This window comes from Pseudomonas sp. E102 (assembly GCF_052660185.1).
The window spans coordinates 992941-1011601 of the sequence record NZ_CP084025.1 but is presented as its reverse complement, the minus strand read 5'-3'; the positions used below and the strand labels follow the sequence as shown (position 1 = coordinate 1011601).

Sequence of the window (18661 nt, the reverse complement as noted above, 5' to 3'; positions counted from 1 at the left end):
GGTCCTCTGATCAGTGAGGGTTGGCGGGAGTCAGCAGGTGCACAAGCAACTGCTCGGAATCGTCGAGGTAAGGGCTCATCGCTTCGTAAGCCGCCAGCCTGTCGCCTTCGGCCAACCAATCATGGATGCACCGGTCACGCGCCAGCCAAGGAGCCTGGAAGCACGCCTCATCGGGCGCGGAGCTAAACACCAGGCGCAGTTGTGCAACCACATTGGTGAAAAACTCATCAAGCAACGGGCTACGCATCAATCCAACAACATTCTGATGGAACACCAAGCCATGGGTGCCAACCGAACGCCAGTCCTCACGCTCCCGAGCCAGATCCGCCGCCTCGAGGGCCTCGAGCATCCGGTCGGATTGATACTCGCGCAATGGCTGGCTGCCCAGGATGGCTTGAAGCTCCAGGGTGCGGCGGACCTTGAATAGATCTCGCACGTCATCGACACCCAGCCTTCGGACCACCACCCCTTTGTTACGCACGTAACGGGTCAGCCCTTCCTGGCCCAGGCAGTGTAACGCTTCGCGAATGGTGTTGCGGGAGGAGTTGTAGGCCGAGACCAGGTTGTTCTCAACGAGCGCCATGCCTGGCAACAGACGACCGCCGATGATATCGGCACGTAACTCAAGGGTGATCTGGTCGGCGAGGCCAAGTCCATCGTTCATATTCGATACCCGGAATTGTTCAACAATCGATGGCTATCGAATAATCACTTTTCATGCCAGGCATCACATCTACGTTTTGCAGAGCTTGCTGGCGTTCACCCTGCCAAAGTCGAACCCACCGCAAAGCACGGACCGGTCATTGCGACCGGCCTGTTTCCCCGTCAGCGATTTCCGGGCTGATTGTAATCAAGACCCTTGCCAGTCAGAGCTTACCGAAATTGACACAGCAATAACCTTTATCATCTTTTTCCTGCGCCTCCCTGAATCGATACGGTACCCATTCGCACCGGGTGATCAGCCCTGGACTGTTTAGCCCTTTCAGAAAAGGCAACAACTTACCGTTACCCAAGTCGCCGCCATAACCCGTTTCGGACACATAAAGTACGTGGATCGGTTGCTTATCGTGCAGAAAGGCAAAGTATGTCATGTGATCAACGACAACATTCTCCGCTGATTGCGTAGGAATATTGCACGATGCCCCCAACTTTTTAATTGACTCCAAGTGAGGTTTTACACCAAACACCGGAATCGACAGCGGTTGCCCAGGCAAGCTTGACTGGGTAAACGTTGCATTGCCAACTAGGCCTGGCGTAACGAGTACCGACAATGTTACCAGCGACGCCGTCGCCAAGATCAATAGAAGTGAATAAGCAGCCAATACAAAGGCGTTGTTGAGCTTCGCTGCGCGCCGGGTATGCATCAATAAGGCCGCCATGATGATGGAGACTGGCACGAACTGAATGCCGGCGTAGAAATTCTGGATATTGTAAAAAAATGCGTTGATCACATTGGCCCCGGCCAACAATAGCGCCAACACCACCGGAACAGTGATTCGCCGGCGAAACACTTGTAGCAAAAACACCAGAATACTTAGAACGTGAGTCGCGGCTATAAATGCGTACAGAACGTATTCAATAGCCAAATTAAGGTATGGCAACACTCCAAAGCCATCCGTTATCGGAGGCAGCCAACCGGATTGGTAAGTGGCATTAAATGTCAGATGCGGCAACATCCGCTCAGGAAAGCTAATTAAATTGTTATAGGCAGCGCTGATGAACTCGACGGGGGCACTGAACAACATGCCCGGCAATAGGGTATTGGCCGCTAACAGCTGTTGAATATATGGAGCGTCCTGGCAGCCGCCCAGTGCGCTGAAATACAGAAAGACCTGAACACATAAGGCAAGGACGAATAGCAGCAGCCCATAGCGGACCACTTTATGATAGGTAGCCGTCGCCGACCAGACGGCCGCCAGCGCGAACGGCATGTAAAACAGGCTTTTGGGATGAGCATAGAAGAAGAAAGACAGCAAAAAGGCCAATCCTACCGCCATTGCCGCTTGGGCACGTGGAGACTTGCCTTTCTTCAAGAACAGCGCAGCCAAACAGAGCACCAGAATCGCCAGCATCAGAAGATGCTCTGGACGCGACATAACCCATAAAAAAGGCAAGACACCCAGCGACGCCACTGCAACTAATCCAGCAAAACGCTGGCGCCCTGCTCCCGAGTCGTGCGCTTGGCGCAAACACCAATAAGCCAGCAAACCGAACCATATCAGTGCTAGAACAATACCGCTTATCCGTAGGCCAAGCGGCCCCAGGTGGGCATATATGGCCGACAGCAACATCGCCGCGGGATAAAATATCCAAGCGACCGCTCGCCCGGCGGTGGCCGTGCATTGTGGAAACAAGGTAACCGCATTGCCTTCCTCAAGGAAAAGCCGCGCAATTCTAAACTTTGTCACCACCTCATCGGAATAGATCGGGAGAAATATCCCACCCAGTAATACCGCAAAAAACAATATCAGGTGAAGGATCTGGATTTTTCTTATTACCACTTCTCTCATTCATCAACATCCGGTCGAATCAAGATGGACTGTCCATCTTCGTCAATAGAGGTCTACTCGTCGGCGCCGATGATAGCCGAATCTCGGAACCGAACCTATCATGTGTCCGTCGAGCCCCACTGTTCGGTGTGAGATCCATTCGAAGTGACGCTTCGACACCCACCTGTCCCTCTTCCAATTGAAGAAGCATCAAGCTCCCGGTGCCGTGACACCATCTGCTCCATGGCTTAAAATCCCTCTCTTTTTTACCGTAGACCCACTGAGGCGCCATCAATGCCTGCTGAAGTCGAGCGACGCCGGTGACTGGTAAAGCCTGATGCCCCACCCAATCGGCTGCCACATGGCGTGCACGGCCTAGCGCAAAGCAACGAATCTACAAGCCCGCAACATCCATGCAGGACGCATCGGCAGCCTGTGTCATCGTTCAATCCAATGGTCAGGATGAAGCTCAAGGTGATTGATAGAACCGTTTCAGTTAGCTTGGTTGTACCCGTTTATAAGAGCATGAGTATGCTCCCGGAGTTTTACGCACGCGCACAGGCGGCCCTTGGGCAGATTTGCGACGACTGGGAAATTATTCTGGTGGACGATGCGAGCCCGGATCAGACGTGGTTTGCCGCACTTGCGCTCCACGAACAAGATCCGCGGGTCAAAGCCATTCGCTTCGCAAGGAACAAAGGGCAACAACACGCCACCCTCTGTGGCATCAGCTACGCGTGCAAACGCTATGTCGTGACGATTGACGATGACCTACAGTGTTTCCCGGAAGACCTGTCACTTTTCATCGATCAGCTTCAGGCGGGTAAGCATGTCGTCATTGGCAAGATACCGATGGCCGAAAAACAACACAGTGCCTGGCGTAACCTCGCCTCCTGGCTTAACCAGAAACTTGTCAGCAAGGTGTTGGGTAAACCTACCGATTTCGGCCTTTCGAGCTACAGGGCGATGAGCCAGCAAGTGGCGAAACAGCTAGCCAGGTATCAAGGATCACATCCCCATATCGCCGCGATGCTGTTCAATTCGGTGCCCCTCAGCATGATGGCGAATGTGACCATCCGTCACGCACCGCGCGCCGACGGTGGTCCAAGTACCTACACCTTGGGCAAGATGTTCAAAACGCTTTCGTTCCTCATCATCAACTATTCGCTGCTGCCATTGCGCTATGTGGTGATTTGGGGATTCATGGTCAGTGCGTCGAGCATTCTCTTCGCCATATTCGTGCTGCTGCGCACTCTCTTGACTGATCATGTCGTGCCCGGCTGGGCGTCACTTGCTATCCTAGTGTCCTTTCTCACCGGTAACATACTTCTGGCTTTGGGCGTACAGGGTGAGTACCTCGGAAGGCTGGTAGAAAACGCAACTCATCTTAGCCAGTTCCCTATTATCGAAGAGCATGTGGATTAATAATGACCTCCACCTACCGAGTCATGGATTATTTTCCAACCGAAGATACCTTAAATAGCGGCTTCTTTACGCACCTCGACGAAATTGAAGCACAGGCATCGGGCGCCCTAGTGTACTGTCAGAATATTCATTACCTGCATAAAGCGCTGGCTATCGGCAATGTGGCCGGTATTCTGTGCCCCGACAACCTCAAAGATGAAGTAAGGGAAACAGAAAAAACAATTGTATTTTGCGTCGATCCTCGCACCTCCTTTTTCCGCCTCTACAATAGTTTCCATCAAGATGCTGGAGGTGCAACGCTGTCTTCCCCCTTCATCGGCGACAACTGCAAACTACACCCCAGCGCTGTTATCTCGCCATTGGCCAGACTGGGCAACAACGTCGAAGTTTCAGCGAATGTTGTCATAGAAGGCCCTGTCGAGATCGGAGACAACGTTTTTATTGGTTCGAATGCCGTGGTGGGCGCTGAAGGCCTCATCACCCTGCGCAACGGCGACGGCACACTGATGATGGTCAAGCATCAGGGCGGTGTCCGCATCGGATCGGGCTGCCAAATACTCGCCGGGGCGGTAATCGCGCGTTCGTTGTTTCAGCGACCGACCACCATCCACGATAATTGCCAGATTGGCATCATGAGCAATATTGGTCACGGCGCGGTGATTGGCGAAAATTGCGTGGTATCTGGCAACACCGTGGTCGCCGGGCGCTCTCGCCTGGGAACAGGCGTATGGGTCGGTGCCTCCTGCTCCATCGCCCAGGGTCTGGTGATCGGGGACGCGGTACAAATAAAAATGGGCTCGGTGGTCATCAACGACATTGCACCGCGTAGCGTTGTGTCCGGAAACTTCGCGATCAATCATAGGGCGAACATGACGGCCTATCTGGGGAGACTGAAGTAATGCACTCCATCGAGCTCTCATTGGGTTTCAAGGGCAAACGGACCTACGTACATGGGCCCGACATGCTCAACGCCACGATGCAATCCATCATGGATCACACGCCGCACGCACGAATCGAAAAGCTCGATTTCAAAATAGGTACAATGACCAGCCATTTGCTTAGTTGTCATTGGTGGCCAAGATCCACTCCCCGGGCGCCAGCGGGTAAAGATATCGCCAGCTTCACCTTTCACCTCGATGGCGTTGAACATGAAGGTAGACTAACTCAAGCCGAAGGACTTGCCGAAGCTCGACGCGCCTATGACGAGTCGCTGATCGAAAGTAACTGCCATTACTCCGATGCTAGGCATTCGATTAGCCTGACAAACATGCCGGCAGACTTTTCCTCGATAGAGGTACTGGTATCACTGAACAAAGCGTTGCATCTCAAAGAACTGTGCCTACCCAATGGTAGCCAGTGGGTTTTCTGTCGCTGGGAAAGCCCCAAGTGGCCGCTGAGCCATGACTTGGGCGGGGTAGAGCTGACGATCGAACAAACCCTGGGCACCCGATTGAGCCGTACTCGCATCGAACTCGGTGCGGAACAGATCGGAACCATTTACTTCAGCGCCCTCAACGTAGATTGACGGCTATCTGCGATAAGGATGCGAGCTGCATGCAGGACAGCCCCGCGACGGCTTCGATTGTGGCAAAATGCTCGGGCTTGAGCTTCGTACCCACCGCGAACTCGCCATTCGCCCCCTGCGTCACTCATCCCGGCCAAAATCTTGATCGGAATGACACCAGAAACCAGCACAAGGAAACACCCACCGTGCCAACAACAAAAGAAACGATCATCGAACTCATCAGCAAGGCCAATGTGATAGCTGATGCCTCGTCATTACGTGACCACCTGAAGTTGATCGACCAGGGAATTGACTCCATGGACATTTTCGCCATCATGCTTGCGGTCCAGGATCATTACCAGATCCAGATACCCGACAGCGATATTGAAAACCTTCAAACATTAGATGAGCTGGTCAATTACATAGACTTTAAACAATCATAAGCGGTTTATTGATCACTCAAGGTGAAACATCGTGCGAATGACCACCCTGCACGGTCACCGACTGCACATGCAACTTCATCTGTGTTTAGCGAAGTGTTCGCCGCCCTCAAACCTTGAGCAGCCCGTATGCCTGCAACGCTTTTAAAGCTGATTTTTGCCATTTTAATTTGCGTCTTCCTGGCAAAAACGCTGGATATCCAGCTAGCCTCATTAATTGATGACATCAAAGCATGGCATTATCTTGCGTTGGCTGCGGGCCTCCCCCTGACGCTAAGCTCGTTTTTTTCCATCAGTCGCTGGCAAGTATTTTTACGACTTAACTCAATTGACGAAGCGTTACCCAGTCTATGGAAGATAAGCTTGGTCTCTCAGTTTCAAGGCTTGATTTTTCCATCGTCCCAGGGCGGAGACGCTTTTCGTATGCTCCATATCGAACGGCGTCATCCGGATAAGCGGGGAAAGGCGGGCAGTACCGTCATCATTGAAAGGATGATAGGCTTATTGGTCCTATGTGCTCTTACTCTTTGCGCCCTACCTTTTCTACCGAGCTCAGACGACTATAACTCTCTCATCATTACCGTTCTCGTTATCAGCTGCATCGCTATAGGCGCGCAAATTTTATTCAGCAGTAGAAAAATCCATGCGTTCTATAGCCATCTCAACTTCCAGAACTCGCTGCTGTCTCGCCTGTTAGGGTATATGGAAAAACTTCATGCCAGCACCGTTAGCTTTCCCTATCAACGTGCTTTAAAAAGCTCTTTGCCTTATATTTTCTGCTATCAGATATCTCTCATATCGGTGGTGTATCTGGTATTTCGAGCGTATGGCTACGATATCCCATTCGCTCAACACTTCGCGCTATACCCTATCATAGCGATCCTGACCATACTTCCATTAACCATTGGCGGGCTCGGCGTGCGAGAAGGTTTTTTTGTATATTTTTATGGTTTGCTAGACGTACCGGCCAACGTAGCCGTAGGCGCTTCCCTTGCAAATTACACGCTGATGGTACTAATCCCCGCCGCTTGCGGAGGAATTATTTATTTGTGGGATACCATTCGGGACAATCGCCTGAAGCGCACCAATTAATAGAGAGCCTGGTCAATGAACTCAGATCGCAGCCCGTTTCCCAAGTCCGCCTTCGAAGTCCTTGCCCTGGCTGAGTCACGCCATTGGTGGTTTCGGGCACGTAACCGCGTAATTACGTGGGTATTGAAATCTCGCATCGGCAAAATTCACAATTTCCTGGAAATTGGTTGTGGTACTGGTTTTGTGCTGGAAGGCATCCACCAGGAGTACCCCGAGGCAACCCTTCATGGAACTGAGTTTTACGAAGAAGGCCTGACGCATGCACGTCGACGGTTACCCGGGGCACACTTTGAAAAGCTGGACGCGCGCACCATGGTCGATGTAGGACGATTCGACGTGATTGGCGCTTTTGATGTCATCGAGCATATAGAAGAAGACGAGCAGGTCCTGACGAATCTTTCACGCGCGCTGCACAAAAATGGTCATTTATTGCTGACTGTTCCCCAGCACAAATGGCTTTGGTCTGCAGCAGATGAACGCGCCTGTCATGTGCGCCGCTATACTCGCCGCGAACTCATCGCCAAGGTGAAAGACGCCGGATTCGAAATTCGATACGTGACGTCTTTTGTCAGTTTTCTTGTTCCCCTGATGTGGCTGGCCAGGCAGCGTCCTGGACAAAAGGACGCAGAAGTGAACAGCGAGTTCAATGTTTCTGAGCGAACCAATCGGTTCCTGGAGTTCGTCATGAAGATAGAGCTTGGCATTTTGAAGGCAGGTATCACGTTCCCCTTCGGGGGCTCGCTCCTGTTGTTAGCTGAAAAACAATAATCGGAGACATGCAGTGAACGACTTTAAAATCCCCTTCAATCGCCCTTACATGACGGGTAAAGAGCTTTACTATATCGCCGAGGCAAAATTCCTCAATAAACTCTCGGGCGACGGCCCGTTCACCCGGCGGTGCCATCAGTGGCTGGAACAGTATAGCCACAGTGAAAAGGTATTACTGACACACTCATGCACTGCCGCCTTGGAAATGTCCGCGCTATTGCTGGATATTCAACCTGGGGACGAAGTCATCATGCCGTCTTACACATTCGTTTCCACCGCTAACGCATTCGTGTTGCGCGGCGGGATACCCGTATTTGTGGATATCAGAGAAGACACCTTAAATTTGGACGAAAGGTTAATTGAAGCCGCAATTACACCTCGCACCAAGGCAATCGTTCCGGTTCACTACGCTGGCGTTGCATGCGAAATGGACACGATAATGGAGATCGCCCGCCGGCACGGCCTCTATGTGGTAGAGGATGCTGCTCAGGGGGTCATGGCCTCGTATAAAGGAAGAGCTTTAGGCAGTATTGGTGATTTAGGTGCGTATAGCTTCCATGAAACCAAGAACGTCATCTCCGGTGAAGGCGGCGCGCTATTGGTCAACGACCCCGCAATCTCATTGCGCGCCGAAATTATTCGCGAGAAAGGTACGGACCGAAGCCGCTTCTTCAGAGGGGAGGTCGACAAGTACACTTGGCAGGAAGTCGGATCATCCTATTTGCCAGGGGAATTGACCGCCGCGTTTCTTTGGGCACAACTGGAAGAGGCACAATCGATTACACAGAATCGCCTGAATAGCTGGAGCCGCTATCATCAGGCGCTCGAGAGGCTTGAGTTGACAGGCGCAGTACGCCGTCCGATCATCCCGGCAAATTGCACACACAATGCGCACATGTATTATGTTTTGCTTGCTCCCGGCATCGACCGCCAGCGCACGCTAGATAAACTCAAGCGCGACCATATTTCTTCGGTGTTCCACTACGTACCGCTGCATTCCTCGCCAGCAGGGCTACGTTACGGTCGTACCCATGGCGCGATGACAAATACAGACACCTTGTCGGAACGTTTGATCCGCCTGCCACTCTGGATGGGGCTGAGTGAGGACCAACTCACCCATATCGTCGACTCGCTACAGCGTGCCGTTTCCTGAAAATATGCGCATGCAATTAGTTCGAGTGTTTTTGTATAGGGCTAGAACTACGTACGCACATGCAAAAAGGCCGGTCATCGAGACCGGCCTTTTTCGTTTACTACTTAACCCTCATCTCACTTCCAACTTGTCACGATTCCTGTCTACGATAGCCTTGCCAATTCCCTTGACCTCCAACAGCTCTTCAACCGATGAAAACGTCCCGTTACTTTCACGGTAAGCAACAATCGCCTTGGCCTTGGCTTCTCCAACCCCCAACAGCTCTCGTTGCAAGGTCGCGGCATCGGCATCATTAAGATCGATTTTTATGCGTTGAGATGCTCCAACCTCAATGACCTGCTGCGGGGCTACGGTTTCCAGTTTGGCGGCAGGCGCGGCGATAGCAGCTATTGAGGCGCCGGTCAGAAGGGCAAAAACCAAGGAGTAGAAATAGCGTGTATGCATCAGTGAAGCTCCATGACGTCGTTAAGAAAGAAACAGCTTTTCCCAAGCTGCCTCTCAAACTTAGGCGATGATGCATCGCTGTCAAAAATGTGTACGTTACCGGTTGTGTATCAATCAGGGCTCAAGACGCCGTTGCTGATAGATCCAGTCGACAATCTCTCCGTCCGGGGCGTAACCACTGACAGTATCCCGAAGTAGCTGGCGGACCCTGGTATAGTCATCGCGCTCAATTGCGGCCAGCAACTCAGCCAGCTTGCTCTTGAGGACGTCCCAAGGCAGGTAGTCTTCGTTGGCGCTCATGATCATCGGGTGCTGGGTCGCGGCGACGTCGTAACCAATCAACAACTCTTCGTAAAGCTTCTCGCCCGGACGCAGGCCTGTGAATTGGATTGCAATGTCACCGTGGGGATTCTTTTCCGATCGAACGCTCAGGCCGGACAAATGAATCATTTTTTCTGCCAGCTCGACAATTTTCACTGGATCTCCCATGTCCAGCACGAACACATCTCCGCCCAACCCCATGGAGCCCGCCTGGATCACCAACTGTGCGGCCTCGGGAATGGTCATGAAATAGCGGGTGATCTTGGGATGGGTAACGGTCAACGGCCCTCCAGATTTGATCTGTTTATGGAACAAGGGGATAACCGAACCGGACGAGCCCAATACATTGCCGAACCGGACCATGGTGAAACGTGTCTTGTTGACCCGCGAGACGTTGCCCTTGTCGCCGAACAACACCGGGGCGAGTTCACGACTGAGGGCTTGCAATGTCAGCTCCGCGAGCCGCTTGGTGCTGCCCATTACATTGGTCGGGCGCACCGCTTTATCGGTGGAGATCAGGACGAAGTTCGATACCCCCGCCTGTAACGCAGCCTGTGCTGTGTTCAATGTACCAATTACATTGTTCAGGATGCCTTCGGCGATGTTGTGCTCGACCATCGGGACGTGTTTATAAGCGGCGGCGTGATAGACCGTATCGACACTCCAGGTCTTCATCACGTCCAGCAGTTTGTCCTCGTCTCGTACCGATCCGAGGATAGGCAACAGCCGAACCGAGAACGATTCCCGAATGACTCGTGGTTCGAGCTCAGTCAGAATGCTATAAAGATTGAATTCGCTATGCTCATACAGCAGCAACGTAGTCGGCTTCAGTGCCAGGATTTGCCGACAAAGCTCGGAACCAATCGAACCACCGGCTCCAGTGACCAGGACCGACTGCCCAACGATGCAATGCTCAAGCAGCTCAGCTTGCGCAGGTACCGAATCGCGCCCAAGAAGATCCGCGATATCCACTTCCTGGATGTCATCGACCTTGACCCGACCACTGGCCAGGTCCATGAAGCCCGGGACGCTGCGCACGTGCAGCGGGAACCCCTCAAGCAGCGCCAATATCTCCCGACGGCGCCCACGTGATGAGGAAGGCACTGCCAGCAGAACTTCTTCTGCGCCGGTTGCATCGATCATCTTTTGAATATTTCTGGGCGCGTAAACCTGCAACCCGGCGATCACGCGGTCGGTGATATCGCTGTCGTCATCTATAAATGCAACGGGTCTCATCACCCGCCCCATGCGTAGCGCGGCCACTAATTGATTGCCAGCGGCCCCGGCGCCGTAGATAGCAACCTTGGGCAGGCCATCGTCACGATTGGTGAATGGAACATGTTGAGCTGCGGCGAACCAGTCGCCCAAGAAATACTGTCGCATCATCAGGCGTAAACCGCCAATCATGATCAGACTCAACCACCAATAATTGAAAATAATGGAGCGTGGCACCACGGTTTTATGATTGCTGTACCAATACACGACAAGGGCCAGTAACAAGGCCGAAAGGCTGACCGCCTTGCAAATCGCGACCAGCGCATCATTTCCGAAATAACGCATGACAGCGCGATACATGCCAAAACGGATGAAGATCGGGATGGCGACCAATGGGGCGGAGCCAAAAAGCCATAAATGCGTTGCAATCGGGCTGGCCAATGCTTCAACTCCCAGACGAACGGCGAACGCCATCCATAAGGCGATCCAGACAAGGATAATGTCTGTTGCCACTTGTATCGCCCGCTTGTGGCGTCGCGGCAATCCCAGCAGGAAGATTCTTAACTTATCCATAAATCCTTTATGCATCTTGACCTGCCTCTGGCGCAACTCCATTTTTATTGAAACGGTGGACGTCACACATCACTGGTAAAACACTCATTGAAAAGAATAGCTGTATCAGCTTCCAAGATTAGACCTTATTTGGTCATCCCAGCGTGAGCCGAAGCCCATGACCCCAGCGGCACGTTATTACCTGCCTCGCCGCACCAGGCTCCGGAACACGAAGCCGCCGCAACAGGCAACAAGGCATGACGGCCATTGCAACGGGTCGAGCAGAGAGCGCCCGTATGTTTATGGCTGAGGCGGGCAACCTACCATAGTCGATGATCGTCAAGAAATATTTACGCATCAGCAGCCATGCTGGAGGACACAGTGGCATTGCAATCAGTCAAAATCCGCGTAATGCTGGATGAATCAAAAGTGCCTGGACGATCGCTCAGCGCCGCCTCTTTTCGGCACTTTGGATTGGCTTGTAGTAAAAAATCATCGCGCGTCAGCAAGGCCCATCATTTAATGGAGCATGCCCATAATGACGTCCTCAGGCCAACAGGAAATTAATGAAAGTTTTTTATCCCTGACAACATATCCACGGCAGCTTTTTTCGCTGACTTTGAACGGCATACCGATCCACCTGGCAACCGCCAACATGCTCCCTTAACGATCCTTGTGTTGCGCTATCGAGCGTCGTTGTTGGAATATCCAATCGACGATCTCGCCTTCGGGCGCGTAACCGCTCACGGTTTCGCGTAGCAGCATTCGGACCCGTGAATACTCATCGTTGGTAACGGCGGCCATCAGTTCATCCAGTTTGGCCTTGAGTTGTTCCCACGGCAGATGGTCTTCATTGGCGCTCATGATCATCGGGTGCTGGGTCGCGATCACGTTGTCACCGATCAGCAACTCTTCATAAAGCTTCTCGCCCGGCCGCAAACCGGTGAATTCAATCGCAATATCACCGTGCACGTTCTTCTCGGAACACACATTCAAGCCAGACAGGTGGACCATTTGCTCCGCCAGCTCGGCGATTTTCACCGGCTCCCCCATGTCCAGCACAAACACATCGCCGCCCCGCCCCATGGACCCCGCCTGGATCACCAACTGGGCCGCTTCTGGAATCGTCATGAAATAACGGGTGATATTGGGATGCGTGACGGTGATGGGACCGCCGGACTTGATCTGCTGGCGGAAACGCGGAATAACCGAGCCGGACGACCCGAGCACATTACCGAAGCGCACCATGACGAAACGGGTCTTGTTGACCCAGGCAACATTACCACTGTCTGCGAAGAGCACCGGCGCGAGTTCTTGACTCAGAGCCTGCAAGACCAATTCAGCCAGGCGCTTGGTGCTGCCCATGACATTGGTAGGGCGCACGGCCTTGTCCGTGGAAATGAGCACGAAGTTCTCGACCTGGGCCTTCAACGCCGCTTGCGCGGTATTCAACGTACCGATGACGTTGTTAAGCATACCTTCGGCAATATTATGCTCCACCAAGGGCACATGCTTATACGCTGCTGCGTGATACACCGTTTCGACGTTCCAGGAAGTCATGACATCAAACAATTTAGCCGCATTGCGCACCGAGCCCAGGATCGGCAATAAGTTCACCGGGATCGATTGTCGGACGATGGTCCCTTCCAGTTCACTCAAGATGCTGTAGAGGTTGAACTCACTATGATCGAACAACAGCAAAGTGGACGGTTGCAGGGCGAGAATCTGACGACAGAGTTCAGAACCGATCGACCCACCCGCTCCCGTGACCAGAATGACCTTAGCGCTGATACAACGGGACAGAAGCTCGGGTTGTGCAGGCACCGCATCGCGCCCCAACAAGTCGGCAATATCGACCTCTTGGATGTCGTCGACTTTCACACGGCCACTGGCCAGATCCATAAAACCCGGCACACTGCGTACGTACAATGGATAGCCTTCCAGGTACCCGAGGATTTCACGGCGTCGCGCACGACTGGCCGAAGGAACGGCCAATAGCACTTCCTGAGCGCCGGTAAGTTCAATCATCTTCTGAATATGCTTGGGCTTGAATACCTGCAAACCAGAGACCATTCGATTCGCAATACTGGTGTCATCATCGATGAAAGCCACCGGCTGCATGTCTCGACCAATACGCAAGGCCGCTACAAGCTGATTACCGGCGGCCCCGGCTCCGTAGATCGCCACTTTGGTAAGACCGGCACCACGGTTGACGAAGGGCATCTGACCGGAGGGAATGAACCAGTCGCCCATGAAATATTGGCGCATGAGCAATCTCAAACCGCCGATCATCACCAGGCTGAGCCACCAGTAATTGAAGATCACAGAACGCGGCACAGGCGTCATGTAAGAGCCGCCCCAGTACACCACGAGCGCCAAAACCAACGCGCTCAGGCTGACGGCCTTGACGATCGCGACCAAGGCATCGTTACCCAGGTAACGCATGACGGCACGGTACATACCAAAACGAACAAACAGTGGGATAGCAATGAAAGAAGCACAGACAAGGAGCCACGGATAACTGCTAAACGGATTGATCATCTCGTCGAAACCAAGGCGCACTGCGAACGCCAACCACAGGGCGGTCCAGACCAGCAGTACATCGGTCACGACCTGAAGCAGGCGCTTCTGCCGACGTGGCAGGCCCAGCAATTCAACACGAAGTCTATCCATGGATGTTTCCAGCACCTTGTTGTTCGTACCCATTTTCGTTATGTCCAACTGCTCGATGACAGCCGTCCATGACCCATTTTACGTCTATACCCGGGATATTCAGGCGCCCTCCAGCTGGCCGGCCTTGAACTTGAAAGCCAATAACACCAGGGGCACGTAGGCCAGCAAAACACCCGTCAGCCCATCCAGCTTTAGGACCACGACACACCACGCCAGGGGAAACAACCACAGCACATTGATCGCCGCCACTGCCAACGTGACAGGGCGATGATGCCCATAATGGCGCGAGGCAAACTGATAGGCATGGCTACGATGGGCCTCGTAAACTTTATCACCCCGCAAAAACCGCCGGATCAGGGTGACGGTCGCGTCGACGATGAACACTCCCAGCAGGATCAGCCACGCCCAGAACAAGGCCGGGGAAACCCAGGCGGCTTGCAGGGACATGATTCCGAGTGCGGTGCCCAGGAAGCCACTGCCCGCATCCCCCATGAAAATTTTCGCGGGTGGAAAATTCCAGAACAGAAAGCCCAGCACGGCAGCGGCCAAGACCAACGGAGGCCAGACCAGATCGGTGAAACCCGACAGAACGTACAGGGCACTCACCCCCAGGCAAGCCAGCACCGCCTCTATACTGGCGATACCGTCAATACCGTCCATGAAGTTATACAGGTTGAGAAGCCAGACAAGATAAAAAGCCGCCAGGGCATGCCCTATCCAGGATAGATCCACACTAACACCAAACAGGTCCAGAGGCGCCAAGCCTTCAAGCCATGCCAACGCCCAGACCGCAGCACTGAAATGCCCAAGCAATCGCCACCGCGCCGCAATATGTCCATGGTCATCCATGAAACCCACGATGGCGACCAATGCACCTGCCCCACCCAACGCGATCAGGTGGTGAAGCTGTGCCAAACCCAATTGGCCCAGCACGGGCAGTGTCAGCAGGAACGCCACGACGATGGCGACGCCCCCGCCCCGGGGCGTCGGGATACTGTGGGAGCTGCGTGCATTCGGAATATCGATGATGCTACGCGCCAAGGCATAGCGACGCAGCCCCGCAGTCATGAATAGTGAAGCCATCGTGACAGAGGCAAATAACCAAAAATACGTCATTTAGCTTGATTCATCCTGAAATGCCGTGCGGTCTTGGCCAGTGCATCATCGACACTCACGGGAGGGTTCCAATTCAAAAGTGTACGGGTCTTCTCGATGCTGACCTGCAGCGAACCACACAGGCGCTGGGACAGCGCTTTCCTGCCCAGCATGCTGGCGCCGCGCTCGAGTATCCAACTGGGGACCGGAATCAACCGCGCAGGTTTACCCAGCGCGTGGGCCATCCGACTGAGCAACATCGTGGTCGATAGATCTTCTCCATCGTTGACCAGGAGGGTCTGGTTCGCCGCCGCTGGATGATCAATGCACGTCACGATGAGATCGACCAGGTTATCGATGCTTACCAGGCTGCGCCGGTTATCGATGGAACCGAATGGCAAAGGCACCCCTTTGTCCAGCCAACGCATCATATTCAAGAAATTAGCCTTCACGCCGGGCCCATAAACCAGGACAGGCCGGATGATAACCACTTCCATTTCTGTCGCCTGCGCCACTTCCCGAAGGCCCTGCTCAGCCTCCTGCTTGGACACGCCATACGGGTCCGTCGGCGCAGGCATATCGTCGGCGGTATAAGGTTGGCCGGCCGGGGTACCTTCCCCGTTCACTTTGATGGAACTGATAAAAATAAATCGACGGACGCCGGCTTCAGCTGCTTGCCTGGCAAAATTCAGCGTTCCTTCCACGTTGACCTGCCGAAAAGCAGCCAGCGGATCAGCTTCCGTATCATGCATTACGTGCACGCGAGCAGCGCAATGAATGATTGTATCCACGTTGGCCAAGTGCGCGCGCCACTGGGTTTGCGCAGAAAACGAGTCGATCCGCACGGTACTGATAGGCGCTGATAAATGCCGATCACCGCGAACCACGGCAACCACCGATCTTCCTGAGTCTGCCTGTAACCTTAGGGAGACCGCTCCGCCTACAAACCCACTCGCACCGGTCACGAGAATACTTTGCTGCATCAGTGGTTCACCCTCCGTAGCGTGGCTTTTCTGAAAATATCTTCCAAACGCATCAGTAGTCGTTGCTTGGAGTAGTGCTGAAGATAATAGTCACGGCCGCTCTCTCCCATGACCTTGCGTAGGGGGGGGTAATGTCCGCCAATGCCTGAGTGATACGTGCCAAGCCATCCGCGTCGCCGGATGCACATGTAAACCCCGCACCGGACTCGTCGATTACACGTGCAGCTTCACCATTGATCATACCCAGCAGAGGCCTGCCCGAAGCCAGGTAAGCCTGGACTTTGCCGGGGATGGTTTTTTCAAACACATCATTGGTCTTCAGTGACACCAACAGTGCATCGGCGTTGGAGAACAAGGCAGGCATGGCATCCAATGGATGCCTGCCCAAAAGCAGAACGTTATCCAAGCCTCGCGCGCTCACCTGCTGGCTCAGCCACTGACTCATCCGGCCATCGCCGACAATGACCCAACGCACAGCAACTTTCCCGCGCAGTTGCTCAACAGCGTCCAGCACGGCAGGGAAATCCTGAGCTTCACCCAGATTCCCAGCGAATACCACCGTAAATACCGACTCCTCACGTGCAAGTATCGAGGTCGAGTGATCCGGAGCTGCAGAGAAGTCATCTTCAGCCCAACTGGGAAAGTAAATCAAACGTTGCGAGTCTATGGACCGAGTACAGTAGCCTTTGACATTCTCTAGAAAACCATTGGATTGCAGCAAAAGGTAGTCAGCACGGTTATAGATCCAAGACACCATCCGACCCACCATGGACAATAATGCCGGTTGTTTCAATACGCCAACCGCCTTCAGAGTGTCCGGCCACAAATCCAGCACCCAGATAAACACGGGGGCTTTCTTCAAGCGGCCGATCACCAACGCAGGGATAGCCGCCATGATCGGGGACACTGCGTAGACGAATATGGCATCGAAACTGCGTCCTCGCAACGAATAGGCACCCAAGGTAGAAGCACTGGAAAAAAAACTCAGGTAGTTGAAGATCAACTGGATGCTGCGTTTGCCGCGCGGGAGCATAGGCACCCGGACAACCTGGGCCCCCTGATATTCGGTGAACTGCGCAGGTGCTGCCTTGTAGGCTTCAAACACCTCTCCTTCCGGATAATTAGGCACCCCGGTAAGTACCGTGACCGAGTGCCCTTTTTCGGTGAAGTCACGTACCAGGTCGTTGATACGCATGTTCTCCGGCCAGAAATACTGCGTGACCACCAAAATATCCAGTTTGCTCTCCGGCATGTCCACAACTCGACTCAATACCGCTTCCAAACAACACGATTTACGTAGTCGGTATAGCTGTGCAGGATCCTGACAACCTTTTCCGAAACGTTAGGCATGCTGTAGTCCGCCACCAAGCGAAGGCTGCGCTCGCTGCCGGATTTTTGTGCCTGAAGAATATTCAATCCTTGCAGCACTCGCTCGATTTCCAACCCCACCATCATCACAGCCGCTTCTTCCATTCCCTCTGGTCGCTCATGAGCTTCGCGCAGGTTCAAGGCGGGGAAATTGAGAATGGAGGACTCTTCATTGATAGTGCCGCTGTCAGACAGAGCCGCATGCGACTCGAGTTGCAGTTTATTGTAATCCATGAATCCCAAAGGCTTGAGCAATCGGACATTTTCATGAAACACGATGCCCATGGAATCAACACGCTTTTGGGTGCGCGGATGGGTAGAGACGATAACAGGCTGGCCAAACGTACTGGCCACGGTATTGAGCACTTCGACCAATTTGAGAAAATTCTTATCCGAATCGACGTTCTCTTCGCGGTGAGCGCTGACCACGAAGAACTTACCCGCCTCCAAGCCAAGTCGCTCCAGGACGTTGGAAGCCTCGATGCTATCGCGATAATGGTTGAGCACTTCAAACATAGGACTGCCCGTCTTGATGACACGGTCTGCAGGCAAACCTTCGCTTAGCAGATAATCTCGAGCGATAGTGCTATAGGTCAGGTTGACGTCTGCCGTATGGTCAACGATACGTCGATTGATTTCCTCAGGGACGCGCATGTCAAAGCAGCGGTTCCCAGCCTCCATATGGAACGTGGGAATCTTGCGTCGCTTGGCGGGAATAACGGCCATGCAACTGTTTGTATCGCCCAGTACCAGCACGGCTTCAGGCTCGATGAAAGCCAGCACCCGGTCAAACGCGATGATGACATTGCCTATGGTTTCCGCGCCGGTGCTCCCGGCTGCATTCAAGAAGTGGTCTGGCTTTCGGATGCCTAAGTCCTGAAAGAAAATCTCGTTCAGCTCGTAGTCGTAATTCTGCCCCGTATGAACAAGGACATGCTCACAGTACTGGTCCAGCGCGGCCATGACCCGCGACAAGCGAATGATTTCCGGACGAGTGCCGACTACAGTTACGACTTTTAGTTTTTTCATTTGCTATGGCCATTTTTGAATAAATTAAACTTACTTGACATATCAACGCAACACCACCGAGCGGTAACGCCAACGATGACCACTCAAACCCTCGGCATGAGATGAAATAT

15 protein-coding genes and 1 pseudogene are annotated in these 18661 nt (G+C 53.3%); 7 read left to right on the top strand and 9 right to left on the bottom strand.

Annotated elements, in window-relative coordinates; all coding sequences use genetic code 11:
• Window positions 1-10: 10 nt before the first annotated feature.
• Window positions 11-664 carry a GntR family transcriptional regulator gene (locus DOCECA_RS04790; RefSeq protein WP_445571528.1) on the bottom strand — a complete coding sequence of 218 codons (654 nt, stop codon included), beginning with the start codon at window positions 662-664 and terminating at the stop codon, window positions 11-13.
• A 202-nt stretch (window positions 665-866) separates the two neighbouring features.
• Window positions 867-2510 (bottom strand): hypothetical protein, encoded by a 1644-nt coding sequence (locus tag DOCECA_RS04785; protein WP_445571527.1) that lies wholly within the window; start codon window positions 2508-2510, stop codon window positions 867-869.
• Between the two features lie 453 nt (window positions 2511-2963).
• Here DOCECA_RS04785 and DOCECA_RS04780 point away from each other — a divergent pair, with 453 nt between their 5' ends.
• The 7 genes from DOCECA_RS04780 (at window position 2964) to rffA (ending at window position 8871) form a co-directional block, all read left to right on the top strand.
• Window positions 2964-3914 carry a glycosyltransferase family 2 protein gene (locus DOCECA_RS04780; RefSeq protein WP_445571526.1) on the top strand — a complete coding sequence of 317 codons (951 nt, stop codon included), beginning with the start codon at window positions 2964-2966 and terminating at the stop codon, window positions 3912-3914.
• 2 nt (window positions 3915-3916) lie between these two features.
• Entirely contained in the window at window positions 3917-4813 is an 897-nt protein-coding gene (locus DOCECA_RS04775; protein WP_445571525.1) for a DapH/DapD/GlmU-related protein, read from the top strand.
• On the top strand, window positions 4813-5439 hold the full coding sequence (locus DOCECA_RS04770; protein WP_445571524.1) for a hypothetical protein: 627 nt from the start codon (window positions 4813-4815) through the stop codon (window positions 5437-5439). Before DOCECA_RS04775 ends, DOCECA_RS04770 begins: the two co-directional genes overlap by 1 nt.
• A gap of 29 nt (window positions 5440-5468) precedes the next feature.
• A complete protein-coding gene (locus DOCECA_RS04765) occupies window positions 5469-5861 on the top strand; it encodes an acyl carrier protein (RefSeq protein WP_445571523.1) in 393 nt (130 codons plus the stop codon).
• 126 nt (window positions 5862-5987) lie between these two features.
• Window positions 5988-6950 carry a lysylphosphatidylglycerol synthase transmembrane domain-containing protein gene (locus tag DOCECA_RS04760; protein WP_445571522.1) on the top strand — a complete coding sequence of 321 codons (963 nt, stop codon included), beginning with the start codon at window positions 5988-5990 and terminating at the stop codon, window positions 6948-6950.
• A 15-nt stretch (window positions 6951-6965) separates the two neighbouring features.
• Window positions 6966-7718, top strand: a complete 753-nt coding sequence (locus DOCECA_RS04755) for a class I SAM-dependent methyltransferase (protein ID WP_445571521.1) — start codon at window positions 6966-6968, stop codon at window positions 7716-7718.
• Window positions 7719-7767: 49 nt separating this feature from the next.
• Window positions 7768-8871 carry a dTDP-4-amino-4,6-dideoxygalactose transaminase gene (gene rffA, locus DOCECA_RS04750; protein ID WP_445572149.1) on the top strand — a complete coding sequence of 368 codons (1104 nt, stop codon included), beginning with the start codon at window positions 7768-7770 and terminating at the stop codon, window positions 8869-8871.
• Between the two features lie 111 nt (window positions 8872-8982).
• Here rffA and DOCECA_RS04745 read toward each other — a convergent pair whose 3' ends face one another.
• The 7 genes and pseudogenes from DOCECA_RS04745 to wecB all read right to left on the bottom strand — a co-directional run bounded on the left by DOCECA_RS04745 (window position 8983) and on the right by wecB (window position 18551).
• Window positions 8983-9315 carry a ComEA family DNA-binding protein gene (locus tag DOCECA_RS04745; protein WP_445571520.1) on the bottom strand — a complete coding sequence of 111 codons (333 nt, stop codon included), beginning with the start codon at window positions 9313-9315 and terminating at the stop codon, window positions 8983-8985.
• A 114-nt stretch (window positions 9316-9429) separates the two neighbouring features.
• Entirely contained in the window at window positions 9430-11424 is a 1995-nt protein-coding gene (locus DOCECA_RS04740) for a polysaccharide biosynthesis protein (protein WP_445572148.1), read from the bottom strand.
• 642 nt (window positions 11425-12066) lie between these two features.
• A complete protein-coding gene (locus DOCECA_RS04735) occupies window positions 12067-14076 on the bottom strand; it encodes a polysaccharide biosynthesis protein (RefSeq protein ID WP_445572147.1) in 2010 nt (669 codons plus the stop codon).
• A 99-nt stretch (window positions 14077-14175) separates the two neighbouring features.
• Window positions 14176-15192, bottom strand: a complete 1017-nt coding sequence (locus DOCECA_RS04730) for an MraY family glycosyltransferase (protein ID WP_445571519.1) — start codon at window positions 15190-15192, stop codon at window positions 14176-14178.
• Window positions 15189-16154 carry a UDP-glucose 4-epimerase family protein gene (locus DOCECA_RS04725; RefSeq protein WP_445571518.1) on the bottom strand — a complete coding sequence of 322 codons (966 nt, stop codon included), beginning with the start codon at window positions 16152-16154 and terminating at the stop codon, window positions 15189-15191. The genes DOCECA_RS04730 and DOCECA_RS04725 overlap by 4 nt, the downstream gene beginning before the upstream one ends.
• Window positions 16154-17406, bottom strand: a pseudogene (locus DOCECA_RS04720) (glycosyltransferase family 4 protein). Before DOCECA_RS04720 ends, DOCECA_RS04725 begins: the two are co-directional and overlap by 1 nt.
• A gap of 14 nt (window positions 17407-17420) precedes the next feature.
• On the bottom strand, window positions 17421-18551 hold the full coding sequence (gene wecB / locus DOCECA_RS04715; protein ID WP_445571517.1) for a non-hydrolyzing UDP-N-acetylglucosamine 2-epimerase: 1131 nt from the start codon (window positions 18549-18551) through the stop codon (window positions 17421-17423).
• Between the last annotated feature and the right edge of the window lie 110 nt (window positions 18552-18661).